This is a genomic window from Nocardia sp. NBC_01730 (assembly GCF_035920445.1).
Taxonomy (GTDB): Bacteria; Actinomycetota; Actinomycetes; order Mycobacteriales; family Mycobacteriaceae; genus Nocardia.
The window spans coordinates 7,331,451-7,343,915 of the sequence record NZ_CP109162.1 but is presented as its reverse complement, the minus strand read 5'-3'; the positions used below and the strand labels follow the sequence as shown (position 1 = coordinate 7,343,915).

General features: G+C 67.7%; 14 protein-coding genes. 5 read left to right on the top strand and 9 right to left on the bottom strand.

Going from position 1 to position 12,465, the window contains the following annotated elements; genetic code table 11:
• Positions 1–289 precede the first annotated feature (289 nt).
• From OHB12_RS30350 to OHB12_RS30340, 3 genes are read left to right on the top strand one after another with little or no spacing between them, the layout of a single operon-like run.
• On the top strand, positions 290–751 hold the full coding sequence (locus tag OHB12_RS30350) for an HIT family protein (RefSeq protein WP_327113040.1): 462 nt from the start codon (positions 290–292) through the stop codon (positions 749–751).
• Positions 748–1,584 (top strand): maleylpyruvate isomerase family mycothiol-dependent enzyme, encoded by an 837-nt coding sequence (locus tag OHB12_RS30345; protein WP_327113038.1) that lies wholly within the window; start codon positions 748–750, stop codon positions 1,582–1,584. Before OHB12_RS30350 ends, OHB12_RS30345 begins: the two co-directional genes overlap by 4 nt.
• 4 nt (positions 1,585–1,588) lie before the next feature.
• Positions 1,589–2,242 (top strand): Type 1 glutamine amidotransferase-like domain-containing protein, encoded by a 654-nt coding sequence (locus OHB12_RS30340; RefSeq protein ID WP_327113036.1) that lies wholly within the window; start codon positions 1,589–1,591, stop codon positions 2,240–2,242.
• 202 nt (positions 2,243–2,444) lie between these two features.
• On the opposite strand, the gene OHB12_RS30335 is transcribed toward OHB12_RS30340, so the two are convergent.
• Positions 2,445–2,957 (bottom strand): GtrA family protein, encoded by a 513-nt coding sequence (locus OHB12_RS30335; RefSeq protein WP_327113034.1) that lies wholly within the window; start codon positions 2,955–2,957, stop codon positions 2,445–2,447.
• A gap of 221 nt (positions 2,958–3,178) precedes the next feature.
• On the opposite strand from OHB12_RS30335, the gene OHB12_RS30330 reads away from it, so the two are divergent.
• On the top strand, positions 3,179–4,537 hold the full coding sequence (locus tag OHB12_RS30330) for an FAD-binding oxidoreductase (RefSeq protein WP_327113032.1): 1,359 nt from the start codon (positions 3,179–3,181) through the stop codon (positions 4,535–4,537).
• A gap of 46 nt (positions 4,538–4,583) precedes the next feature.
• Positions 4,584–4,868 carry a GNAT family N-acetyltransferase gene (locus OHB12_RS30325; RefSeq protein ID WP_327113030.1) on the top strand — a complete coding sequence of 95 codons (285 nt, stop codon included), beginning with the start codon at positions 4,584–4,586 and terminating at the stop codon, positions 4,866–4,868.
• A gap of 112 nt (positions 4,869–4,980) precedes the next feature.
• Here OHB12_RS30325 and OHB12_RS30320 read toward each other — a convergent pair whose 3' ends face one another.
• The 8 genes from OHB12_RS30320 to OHB12_RS30285 form a co-directional block, all read right to left on the bottom strand.
• Positions 4,981–5,772, bottom strand: coding sequence for an ABC transporter permease (locus OHB12_RS30320; protein WP_327113028.1), 792 nt, complete (start codon positions 5,770–5,772; stop codon positions 4,981–4,983).
• Positions 5,769–6,731 (bottom strand): ATP-binding cassette domain-containing protein, encoded by a 963-nt coding sequence (locus OHB12_RS30315; protein ID WP_327121621.1) that lies wholly within the window; start codon positions 6,729–6,731, stop codon positions 5,769–5,771. Before OHB12_RS30315 ends, OHB12_RS30320 begins: the two co-directional genes overlap by 4 nt.
• A 28-nt stretch (positions 6,732–6,759) precedes the next feature.
• On the bottom strand, positions 6,760–7,608 hold the full coding sequence (locus tag OHB12_RS30310) for a DUF4097 family beta strand repeat-containing protein (protein WP_327113026.1): 849 nt from the start codon (positions 7,606–7,608) through the stop codon (positions 6,760–6,762).
• Between the two features lie 77 nt (positions 7,609–7,685).
• On the bottom strand, positions 7,686–8,204 hold the full coding sequence (locus OHB12_RS30305) for an Arc family DNA-binding protein (protein ID WP_327113024.1): 519 nt from the start codon (positions 8,202–8,204) through the stop codon (positions 7,686–7,688).
• Between the two features lie 439 nt (positions 8,205–8,643).
• A complete protein-coding gene (locus OHB12_RS30300; RefSeq protein ID WP_327113022.1) occupies positions 8,644–9,801 on the bottom strand; it encodes an acyl-CoA dehydrogenase in 1,158 nt (385 codons plus the stop codon).
• Positions 9,802–9,964: 163 nt separating this feature from the next.
• Positions 9,965–10,648, bottom strand: a complete 684-nt coding sequence (locus OHB12_RS30295) for a TetR family transcriptional regulator (protein ID WP_327113020.1) — start codon at positions 10,646–10,648, stop codon at positions 9,965–9,967.
• Between the two features lie 63 nt (positions 10,649–10,711).
• Complete coding sequence (gene purE / locus OHB12_RS30290; protein ID WP_327113018.1) at positions 10,712–11,227, bottom strand: 5-(carboxyamino)imidazole ribonucleotide mutase; 516 nt, start codon at positions 11,225–11,227, stop codon at positions 10,712–10,714.
• Entirely contained in the window at positions 11,220–12,440 is a 1,221-nt protein-coding gene (locus OHB12_RS30285) for a 5-(carboxyamino)imidazole ribonucleotide synthase (RefSeq protein ID WP_442799884.1), read from the bottom strand. Before OHB12_RS30285 ends, purE begins: the two co-directional genes overlap by 8 nt.
• Positions 12,441–12,465: the final 25 nt, after the last annotated feature.

Here is a 12,465-nt window from a genome sequence, read left to right as displayed (position 1 = left end):
CTGAGATGCCAGTCACACGTGTCGGCTGTATTCCGCCGGTTTGCCGGATTCTCCCGCGGCCTGTGCGGACCTTACCGCCGCCTCCTGAGCTGTGCTTTGTTCGGTTCCCGCAGTAGTCGATGGTGCTCGCCGCAGGCGACAACGACAAGACCGTACGTCGAAGTCCCTTACTTACCCGGAGGTTCGAGAACTGGTCAGGCGGTCGGCGCGTCGCGGAACAGTGGCGTGTGTCATGCCGGATCGCCCGCCGGGGTGTTCCGCTCCGCCCGTACGCCGTATCGTCCAGCATGTGAACGACTGCGTCTTCTGCCGCATCGTCGCAGGCGAGGCGCCTGCGACAAAGGTGTACGAGGACGACACGCTGTGCGCGTTCCTCGATATCCGGCCGATCACTCGCGGGCACACGCTGGTGATCCCCAAGCGGCACGCCACCGAACTGGAGGACCTCGACGCCGAGCTCGGCGCGCACGTCTTCCGGGCCGGGCATCGGCTCGCACTTGCCGTCCGGCGCAGCAGTCTCGCCGCGGACGGCGCCAACCTGGTGCTCAACGACGGCACGGCCGCTTTCCAGACCGTTTCACATGTCCACCTGCACGTTATCCCCCGCAGACACGGCGACAGACTGAGTTTCGCCAAAGGTTTTCTCCTGCGGCGTCCGCACGACCCGGTCGCCACCGCCGCCGCCATCCGGGGTGGAATAGCGGTACTGGACAACGAGAGCACGGGCCCGGAAAAAGGAGCCGACGGATGACCGAGACGCCAGACCGGACCGAGCGGATCGCCCTGCTGTCGCAGCAGTGGGAAGCGATCGAGACGCTCGTCGCCGCACTCGACGAAGACCGCTGGCGGGCCCCGTCGCCACTACCCGGCTGGACCGTGTTCGACGTCGTCGCCCACATCATCGGCATCGAATCCTGGCTGCTCGGCGAACGCCCGCCCGCCCATGACCCGAACAGGGTCAAGACCGATGTGCGCACGCTTCCGTACATCCGCAACGAGACCGCGGTGCTCAACGAGATCTGGGTGGACCGGCTGCGCCCGCTGCCCGGCGCCCGACTGGTCGAGTTATACCGCGATGTTGTCGACCGCAGGCGTCAGGCGCTCGCGGCGATGGGCGAGATCGAATGGGAGAAGGAAACCGTGTCGCCGATCGGTCCGGTGAGCTACGGCCGGTTCATGCGAGTGCGACTGTTCGACTGCTGGATGCACGAACTCGATATCGCCGACGCGCTCGGCGTCCGCGTCGAGGAGGGCGGGCCGCGCGGCGAGCTGGCCTTCGCCGAGTTCGCGGGCAGCATCCCGCGCGTAGTAGTCAAGAAGGGCGGGGCACCGGACGGCTCGCGGATCATTTTCGCGCTGACCGGCCCGCTGGCCAGAACGCTGCACATCCAGGTGGCGGGCCGGGCGAGCTACGTCGACGCCTTCGACGAACCCGCCGACGTCGAGATCGGCATGGACTCCGGGCTGTTCGTCCGACTTGGCGGCGGGCGCACGTCCGCCGAGCAGCACCTCGACGAGATCACCTTCGACGGCGATACCGAGCTCGGGCAGCGGCTGGTGCGCCACCTCGCCTTCACGATCTGAAACCATGCGGCTGTTCCTGTCCAGCTACCGCTTCGGGGCGCACTTCGACCGGCTGGTCGCACTCGCGGGCCCGCCGGGCCGGGTCGCGGTGATCGGCAACGCCTGTGACGCATGGCCGTCGATGCGGGCGTCGGCCGTCACCAGCGACCTGGTGCCGCTGGGCGGGCTCGGGTACGCCCCGGAGGAGATCGACCTGCGCGACTTCGTCGGGCGTGCGGCGGAACTGGAGCGCCGCCTGGCCGAATTCCCACTGGTGTGGGTCCGTGGCGGGAACACCTTCGTGCTGCGTGCCCAATTCGCCCGCAGCGGAGCGGATCTCGCGCTGACGCGGCTGCTTGCCGACGACGCGCTGGTCTACGCGGGCTACAGCGCGGGCGCCTGTGTGCTCACACCAGACCTCCACGGCCTCGAGACACTGGACGACCCGGCCGAGGTAGCGCCCGCCTGCGGCGTCGAGCCACAATGGGACGGAATGGGTTTGGTCGATCGCGCAATCGTCCCGCATATCAATTCCGCGACCGATCCGGATGGCGCTTGCAACCGACTCGCCGCCCGGTTCCGGGTGGAAGGCGTGGCGCATTGGGCGCTCACCGACGACGACGCAATCGTCGTCGATGGCTCGCACACCGAGGACTTGATCAACACAGCGGCGACATGAACGTCGACAGCCGCTGCTCGAGATCACGGGCGCTGTAGTCTCGGTACCCGCAGAACTGGTCGCTGGCTCGTGCGGGCAGTCCTGCCGGACGCGTATCGGTGGCGCAGAAGCCGGACGTCGGGCAGAGGCCAGCATCACCAGGGAACCGACGGCAATCAACTCGACGCCTGGTTGCCGCGCCGACCCATCTGGACGGAGCACCTCACGTCGCGTCAGGTGCAAATTCCGGTTCCAGGCCGACCGCGCGGCGGCGGAAGACCACCCAGCGCAGCGCGCTGTACATATACCCGGCCTCGCAGGCGCCCGCCAGCAACCGGGACAGGTGGTACTCCAGGCCGAGCGCGGTCAGCCCGCTGGCGACGCCGAGGATGAACGCGAGGTAGTTGATCACGACCACAACGACGTACACCGCGGCCTGTCTGCCGACGGGCGCGTACGAGTGGAAATTGAAGGTGCGGTTGAGCACAAAGCTGAGGCCGAACGCGCACACATACGCCACGGTCACCGACAGCCAGACCGGTAGTCCCCACCAGCCGTGCAAGAGGCTGAGCAGCGCCAGGTCGACGCCGAAGGTGCCGCTGTTGATCAGCGCGAAACCCAGGAAGGTCGGCGGGAGGGCACGATTCAGCCCGAAAGGCAACCTGGCCACGACAGCCTCGCACCAGCGGGTGAATCGATCGGCGATCGTGTCGGCGGTCTCGGACAGCTCGTGCACGCGGCCAGCGTGCCAGCTGCAGGTGTCCGTCAGATGATCAGCCGGAGACCTACCGGTAGCTCAGCCGATCCGCGCTCGGGTGCCCCGCCCGGCGCGTGGGCCGCCGGATGGTCCCGACCTACGGGACTTCCGGAGCCGCGGCGTGGCGCCATTTCCACCCGCCACACGCTGACACCTCAGCCGATCAGCAAGTATCGGACGCGGGCAGCTAGCGTGAAGACGTGGACCTGGACGACTTGATCGCCTGCCTTCCCGACCGCGCGGTGCTCACCGACCCGGATCTGCTCGCGGGCTACCGGCAGGACTGGGCACGTGACCCGAACGCGGGCACCGCGCTGGCTGTGGTGCTCGCGACCTGCACCGACGACGTGGCCGCCACCTTGCGCTTGGCGAGCGCGCACCACGTCCCGGTGGTTCCCCGCGGCGCCGGGTCCGGGCTGTCCGGCGGTGCGACCGCGGTCGACGGCGGGATCGTGCTGAGTACCGAGCGGATGCGCGCGGTAACGGTCGATCCGGTTACCCGGACGGCGGTGGTACAGCCGGGTCTGTTCAACGCTGAGGTCAAGCGCGCGGTCGCCGAACACGGGCTGTGGTACCCGCCCGATCCCTCGTCTTTCGAAATCTGCTCGATCGGCGGCAACGCCGCCACCAACGCGGGCGGACTGTGCTGTGTGAAGTACGGCGTGACAGCTGATTACGTGCTCGGCATGGAGGTGGTGCTCGCCGACGGCACTGTCGTGCGGCTCGGCGGTCCGCGCCTGAAGGACTCGGCAGGGCTGTCGCTGACCAAGCTTTTCGTCGGCAGCGAGGGCACTCTCGGCGTGATCACCGAACTGACCCTGCGGTTGCTGCCCGCACAACCGCCGCAGAGCACGGTCGTGGCGACCTTCGGCACGCTCACCGCTGCCACCGAGGCGATTTCGACGATCACGGGTGAACTGCGGCCCTCGATGCTCGAGTTCATGGACTCGGTGTCGATCAACGCCGTGGAAGACGAGATGCGGATGGGCTTGGACCGCGAGGCCGCCGCGCTGCTGGTGGCCCGCTCCGACGCACCGGGCGAATTCGCGCGACGCGAAGCGGAGATCATGGTGGCGGCTTGCGAAAAGGCAGGTGCGACCGAGGTTTTCCACACCGAGGACCCCGAGGAGGGCGAAGCGTTCGCCGCCGCACGGCGTTTCGCGATTCCCGCGGTGGAGAAGCTCGGCGCGCTGCTGCTGGAAGACGTCGGCGTGCCACTGCCCCGGCTCGGCGATCTGGTGACCGGCATCGCCGCGATCGCCGAACGCAACGCGGTCACGGTGTCGGTGATCGCGCACGCTGGAGACGGCAACACCCACCCGCTGATCGTGCACGACCCGTCCGACCCGGACCTGACCGCGCGGGCGCACCAGACCTTCGGCGAGATCATGGACCTAGCCATCACGCTCGGCGGCACCATCACCGGCGAGCACGGCGTGGGGCGATTGAAGAAGGCGTGGCTGCCCGATCAGCTCGGCCCGGACGTCATGGCCTTGACCCGGAAAATCAAAGACGCGCTCGACCCGAACGGCATCCTCAACCCCGGCGCGGTCCTGTGACCGCCGCCACGGAACATTCCCGTCCGACAAGGAGTTCTACCCGATCATGACGACCAGGCTCGAGCACAACGTCGCCGACACCCGTTTCGAGATCTACGTCGACGACACCCTCGCCGGGTACGCCGACTACGCCGAACGCGACGACCCCAAGGTCCGCGACCTTCACCACACCATGACCTTCCCCGAATTCCGCGGCCACGGTATCGCCGCCCAGGTGGTCGAGTTCGCCCTGAAAGACTCCCGCGACGCGGGCTTCGCCATCATCCCCACCTGCTGGTATGTCGAGAAGTACATTGCAGAACACCGGGAGTACGCCGACCTGGTCGCTTAGGGCGCCGATGTGGTGACGGGGGATTCGCCGGTAGCGCTTCGACGGGCCGAACCGTACCTGGCGGAAGCCGGCGGCTCGACCCCAAAGTCGAGCCGCCGGCCATGACGCCGGGTCACGCCTTGCGGTTGTAGAGCTTCTTCGCCCACACGTAGCCGAGCAGCGCGATGCCCGCGCACCAGGCCAGCGCGATCCACACGTCGTTGCCGACCGGCTTGTCCATCAGCAGTGCCCGGATGGATTCCATGATCGGGGTGAACGGCTGGTACTCGGCGAACCAGCGCACGCCATCGGGCATCGAGTCGGTCGGCACGAACCCGCTGCCGAGGAAGGGCAGGAACATCAGCGGCATCGGCAGGCTGCTGGCCGCCTCGACGGTCTGCGAAGCCTGGCCGATCGCCACGGTGAACCAGACCAGCGCGAGCGTGACGGCGGCGAGCAAACCGACGAGGGTGAGCCAGTCACCGAAGCCGGCCCGCGGCTCGAAACCGATCAGCAGCGCCACCCCGATCACCACCGCGAGGCTGAGAAACGCCTGGATGAGACTGCCGATCACGTGCCCGGTCAAGACCGAAACCCTGGCGATGTTCATGGTGCGGAACCGGGCGATGATCCCTTCGGTCATGTCCATGGCCACGGATATCGCGGTGCCCTGGACGGTGGACGCGATGGTCATCAGCAGGATCGCAGGCACCACGTAGTTGACATATTCGGCACGGCCGCCGGAAGGCCCGCCGAGCCCGGCGCCGAGCGTGCCGCCGAACACGTACACGAACAGCAGCAGCAAGAGGACCGGCATGGCGATCAGTTGCACGGTCATCGACGGGTATCGCACCATCCGTTTCAGGTTGCGACGCACCATCGTCGTCGAATCGCGCAACGGGTGGCTCGCAACTGCGGTGGTCATCGGGTCGTCACCTTCTCGTTGTCGGAATCACCAGTGAGGGCGAGGAAAACGTCATCCAGATCGGGCGTGTGCACGGAAAGGCCGTCCACCTCGATCGACTCAGAGTCGAGCCGGTCCAGCAGTGCCTTCAGCGAGCGCATGCTGCCGTCGTTCGGCACCCGCAGGGCCAGCGCCTCACCGTCCCGGTGCGCGGCCCGGCCGAGAATCCGTTGCGCGGTCCGGAAACCACTGTGCTCGGTGAACTCGAGCCGGACGTGGCCGCCGGGAATCCGGCGTTTCAGTTCTTCCGCGGTGCCCTCGGCGACCAGCCTGCCGCCCTCGAGCACCGCGATCCGGTCGGCCAGTTCGTCGGCCTCCGCCAGATACTGCGTGGTCAGGAAGATGGTCACGCCCCCAGCCACCAGTTCCCGCACGATCTGCCACATCCCGCGCCTGCTGCGAGGATCCAGCCCGGTGGTCGGCTCGTCCAGGAAGATCACCCGGGGACTCCCCACCAGCGTCATCGCCAGATCCAGCCGCCGCCGCATACCCCCGGAATATGTGGACGCCGGTTTCCGCGCCGCCTCGGTCAGGTCGAACCGCTCCAGCAGATCGATCGCCGTCCGCTTACCGTCATTTTTGGACAGATGGTTCAGGTCCGCCATCAACCGCAGGTTTTCCTCGCCGGTGAGCAGGTTGTCCACCGCGGAGAACTGGCCGGTGACCCCGATCGCCGCCCGCACCGCATCCGGATCGGACGCCACATCATGCCCCGCGACCTCGGCCCGGCCGTCACTCGCGTCGATCAGCGTAGACAGGATCTTGACCGTCGTCGTCTTGCCTGCGCCGTTCGCACCGAGCAACGAGAAGATCGTGCCCTGCGGAACGTTCAGGTCGATTCCGTCCAGCACCACCTTGTCGCCGAACGATTTCCGCAGCCCGCGCACCGATATTGCCAGTTGTGCGGCATTGTTCATCATCAGAATTCCCTTCACCGTTAAACCGGGTTCAGGCCCGCTGGATCGTGATGTCACCGAATCCGGTGTGCGCGCGTACTTCGACCTTCTCGCCGGTCTTCTCCGGCGGCTTCGCCGTTTCGTCGAGCGCGTTGCGCACCTGCCCGAAATTGGTCTTCACATCGAGCCAGGCCGACGCACCCGCACCGATGCCGATCTCCAGGTCGCCGGTCGCGGTCTCCAGCACGACGGAACCGCGGGCCACCTCGCCGACCCGGATGGCCCCGTTGGCGGTCTTCGTGTTCACTCCGCCGCCCACCCGGCCCAGCGCGATGTCCCCGTTCGCAGAACGCACTCGCGCCTCGCCGCCGATCGTGCCGATGTCGGTGTCGCCGTTGGAGTTCTTGATCGTGGCGCTGCCCTCGATCTCGCCGATCCGGATTCGGCCGGTCCCGGTGGTCACCTCGGCATCGCCCGCGACGCCCTCGACCGAGACGTTGCCTGCGGACGTGTTCAGCCGCAGCGGCCCGGTCCGGCCGAGCCGCGCATGCCCGGTGGCGGACTTGAACCGGCACTCGCCGAGCCGACCGGTCGACTGGAAGTCGCCGATCGCCGCGTCCGCGTGCACCTGCGAGCCCTCGGGCAGTTCGACGGTCAGGTCGACCGACCAGCTCTTGGCGGAGAAGTCGAACGGGCGCGGGTTCTTGCCCTTGATCAGCAGCGTGCCACCCGAGTATTCGACGCGGACCTGCTTGGCAGCCTTCACGTCCGAAGATTCGTTCTCGTTGGTCGGGCGCACCTCGACCACGGTGTCGGTACGCTCGCTCGCGACGAACCGCACGTTGGCGACGCTGAGATCGAGGGTCACGATGATCGGTTCTGGCGTATCGAATGTAGACATGGTTGTCCCCTTCTAATCGGTTGAATCGACGTTCTCGCTGGTGAGAACGGTGAGATGCGGTGGCGCTGCCTGCGCGGCTAGCTGACCCAGCCGGTGTAGTGCTGCTTGCCCCTGCCGCCGCGCTGCGCCGGGGCTTGTTCCATGCCTGGTTGCCGCAACGCGGCAGAGGCGACCCGGCCGAGCCACGCGTTGACCGAGCGGCCCTCCTTCGCGGCTGCCTCCTCGATCGAGGCCTTGAGGTGTTCCGGGAGCCGGAAGTTGATCCGCGCGGTGGCGGCTTCGTCGACGCCCGCCGGCCCGGCGTCCGGTACCGACGCGGGTGCCGGCGCGGCCGTGGCGTATGCGGGCTCGGACGGTGGTGGCGTCACCACGAAGTCCGGGTCGCGGCCCCGCAGCCGGACCTCGACCGAACCAGGCGCGAGGTCACGGGTGATCTCGTCGGCGGCGGCCGACAGCGCCTCCAGCAGAGTGAGGCGGACCGCCGACTCGACCGGCCCAGCCAGCCGCTCAGCCAGCGCACGGGCCTCCTCACCCCCCGCCTCGGCAGCGGTCGCCAGTTCCCGGACGAGGAAATCCACATACGATGTCAAGTCCATGGCGCCACTATGGCACATAAATGGCGCCACAACAAGCCATCATGGCGCAGAACGTCGCCACTGTGGCGTTTTACCTGGTCAGAGCCGCCATCGTTGTTCACCCGCAGCGCGGTTCGTGAGCACGATCGCGACCCCGGCGAGCGGTACGAAGTGCGGCCGCGGCGGCGCTGAGCCAGGAGTGGCCGGGGAGAAGTAGGCTGCCAAAAGGCCGACGGCAGTCCAGTCCTCCGGCGCCCAGCTGAAATCATCGCGCGGCCCGAGGTCGCGGACACCAGCAGAAATGGGGGCTCCGAAGCCTCCGGTCCGGTCAGCAGGGTGCGTGGGCCGGAAGCGGCGCGTTGCGCTCGGCAACCTGGCGGCAGCGATCGCACAGGTAGAGCGCGCGGGCGGCCTGAATGCGTTCCCAGGTACGCCCGAACTTCCGCGATCTACGGAAATATCATTTGAGCAGGGCGCGGGACATGACCAGACGCTGGATCTGGTTGGTTCCCTCGTAGATCTGGGTGATCTTCGCGTCCCGCATCATGCGCTCCACCGGGAAATCGGTGGTGTAGCCGGCGCCGCCGAACAGCTGGACGGCGTTGGTGGTGACCTCCATGGCGACGTCGGAGGCGAAGCACTTGGCGGCGGCGGAGATGAAGCCGAGGTTCTTCTCGCCGCGCTCGGCGCGGGCGGCCGAAGTGTAGACCATGAGGCGGGCCGCCTCGATCTTCATCGCCATGTCGGCGAGCATGAACTGGGTGTTCTGGAAGTCGGCGATCGACTTGCCGAACTGCTTGCGGTCCTTGGTGTAGGCGATGGCCGCGTCCAGCGCGCCCTGGGCCAGGCCGACGGCCTGGGCGCCGATGGTCGGCCGGGTGTGGTCGAGGGTCTGCAGCGCGGTCTTGAAACCGGTGCCCGGCTCGCCGACGATGCGGTCACCCGGCACTCGGCAGTTCTCGAAGTACAGCTCGGCGGTGGGCGAACCCTTGATGCCGAGCTTGTGCTCCAGCGGACCGACTACGAAGCCCTCGTCGTCCTGGTGCACCAGGAACGCCGAAATGCCGTTGGCGCCCTTGTCCGCGTCGGTCACCGCCATGACGGTGTACCAGGAGGACTTGCCGCCGTTGGTGATCCAACACTTGGAGCCGTTGATGATCCAGTCGTCACCCTCCCGCTTTGCCCGGGTGCGCATACCTGCCGCGTCGGAACCAGCCTCGCGCTCGGACAGCGCGTAGGAGGCCATCGCGCCGTTGACGATGTCGGGCAGGACCTGCCGCTTCAGCTCCTCGGAGCCGTTGAGGATCAGGCCCATGGTGCCGAGCTTGTTGACCGCGGGAATCAGCGAGGAAGAACCGCAGACCCGGGCGACCTCTTCGATCACGATGCAGGTCGCGACCGAGTCCGCGTCCTGGCCTCCATATGCCTCCGGCACATGCACGGCATTGAAGCCGGAGGCGTTGAGTACGGCCAACGCCTCCTCGGGGAAGCGGGAGTTGCCATCGACGTCCTTGGCGTGCGGGGCGATTTCTTTCTCCGCGAGACCGCGGATGGCGGCACGCAGCTCATCGTGGAAGTCCTCGAGCTTGAACAGGTCGAAATCGGGGTTTCCCGCCATGGGGCTCACTCCTGGTCGTCGGTCGTGATCGCTGGTTCCGCGGAGCGGGATTCAGCCAATCGGCACTAAGTGCCATACTTGCATCGAGTATACGCAAGCATGCTTACCTTACTAGGCGAGACGCTATGGCACTCAGTGTCAGATTCGTCGCACTTTCAGCTGTTCACAACGTTCTCAGCTTGCGGGCGAGTAGATCGGCGACCTGTCGGGGCGCGATGTCGCGGGGGAAAACGGCGACGACCAGCTCGTCGGCGTTCGATTCGCGCCGCGCGCCGCGCGGAATCGCGGCCAGCTCCAGTCGCAGATCCGCAGCGCCCGCGGCGGACTCGCCGCGCACCATCCGGCGCAGCAGGTAGTTGTGCGTCGCCGTGACGGCCGCGGTGAACTGCACCCGCGCCAGATCCGGCACGTCGGGCAGCCGCTCGCGCAGGTAGTCGGTGAACAGCCGCTCATAGCGGAAGACGGTGACGATCTCGCGTTCGCGCAGTGCGGGCACGCGGCGCACCACCCGATAGCGGCGGGCCGCGATATCCCGCCACTGGGTGAACCGCTCGAATACCTGCACCACCGCGTCGCACACCGCTTCCCACGGATCCGCGCGCGACGCGGCGAGGAACTCGGCCGCCTGCGCCAACTGCGACTCGTGATCGGCGAAGATCACGTCTTCTTTCGACCGGAACTGCCGGAAGAATGTCCGCCGGGAAATACCCGCCGCCTCCGCGATCTCGTCCACCGTCGTCGCTTCGTACCCCTTCTCGGCGAACAACCGCAACGCCTGATCCACAACGGTGAGCCGGAACTGCGCAGGGTCGCCGCCCCGCGGCCGGGCGATGTCGCCAATAGTCACGGACACACCGTAGCCAGGGGGCAAGGAGGCGGATTCCCCACGGTGAAGTTCATGCTGTGGCGCTCAACCCAAAAGTTTTGTGCGGAGGGCGTCGTCCTTTTCCAGGACCATCTGTTCGAGTCCGGCCTGGAACTGTTCCATTCGGGTGCGCAGAGCCGGGTCGTAGGTGGCGAGGATGCGGGCGGCGAGCAAGCCCGCGTTGCGGGCGCCGCCGATCGAGACCGTGGCTACGGGCACGCCCGCGGGCATCTGGACGATAGACAGCAGCGAGTCGATGCCGTCGAGGTACTTGAGCGGGACGGGCACCCCGATGACCGGCAGCGGGGTGGCCGAGGCGACCATGCCGGGCAGGTGGGCGGCACCGCCCGCACCGGCGATGATGACCTTCAGTCCGCGGCCGGCGGCGTCTCGCGCGTACTCGAGCATGCGTTGCGGGGTGCGGTGTGCCGAGACGACGCCCACCTCGAAGCGAATGCCGAACTCCGCCAGCGCTTCCGCGGCGGCCTCCATGGTCGGCCAGTCGGAGTCGCTGCCCATGATCAGGCCGACCGCCGGAGTCACTGCCACTGCTTCACTCATGCGGATCCCATCCGTCGGTCCAAACAGCGTGCGACATCCAGTGCGCCGCGCGCTCGGCCTTCTCCCGAACCTCGGCCACGTCGTCGCCGAGGATGTTGACGTGCCCGATCTTCCGGTCGGGCCGCTCGCTCTTGCCGTACAGGTGCACCTTGGCGTCGGACATCCTGGCGAACAGGTGGTGCAGCCGTTCGTCCATCGACATGGCCGGAGACTCGGGCGCGCCGAGGATGTTGACCATCACGGTCACCGGCGCCAGCGGGCTGGTGTCGCCGAGCGGGTAGTCCAGCACGGCGCGCAGATGCTGCTCGAATTGACCGGTGCGCGCGCCGTCCATCCCCCAGTGCCCGGAATTGTGCGGGCGCATCGCCAGCTCGTTCACCAGCAGCGCGCCGTCGTTGGTCTCGAACAACTCCACCGCCATGGCCCCGACGACACCCAGCTCCTCGGCGAGGTTCAGCGCCATGGTCTCCGCCTCGGCGGCCCTGGACTCCGGGAGGCCGGGCGCGGGCGCTATCACCACGACGCACTGACCGTTGCGCTGCACGGTCTCCACCACCGGCCAGGTCGCCGCCTGCCCGAACGGCGAACGCGCCACCATCGCCGACAGCTCCCGCTTCAGGTCGACCTTCACCTCCGCGAGCAGCCCCACGCCGTATGCGAGCTGGTCGGTGACGATCGCCTCGGCGGCGGCGGCGGAATCGGGCATCCAGACGCCGCGCCCGTCGTAGCCGCCACGCACCGCCTTCAGCACGATCCGCCAGTCGTGTTCCGCCCCGAACCGCACCGCGTCGGCCACCGAAGTCACCGGCGTGAACGCGGGCACGGGCAGCCCGAGTTCGGTGAGCTTGGTGCGCATCGCCAACTTGTCCTGCGCGTAGACAAGGGCCTGCGGCGGCGGCTGGACATTCACGCCCTCGGCGACCAGTGCCTCCAGGTGCTCGGTCAGCACGTGCTCGTGGTCGAAGGTCAGCGCGTGCGAGCCGACCGCGGCCTTGCGCAGCGCGGCCAGATCGGTGTGGCTGCCGAGCACCACCTCGGGGCTCACCTGCGCGGCCGGGTCGTCCGGGTGCTCGGCGAGCACGCGGAGCCGCTGGCCCAGCGCGATCGCCGCCTGGTGGGTCATACGTGACAGCTGCCCGCCACCGACCATGGTGACGGTGGGCATGGTTGACGGATCGAAAGAACGTGCGCTCACGTCGGACAATATTGTCATGTCCGGCGCGAACGAACGGTACCGG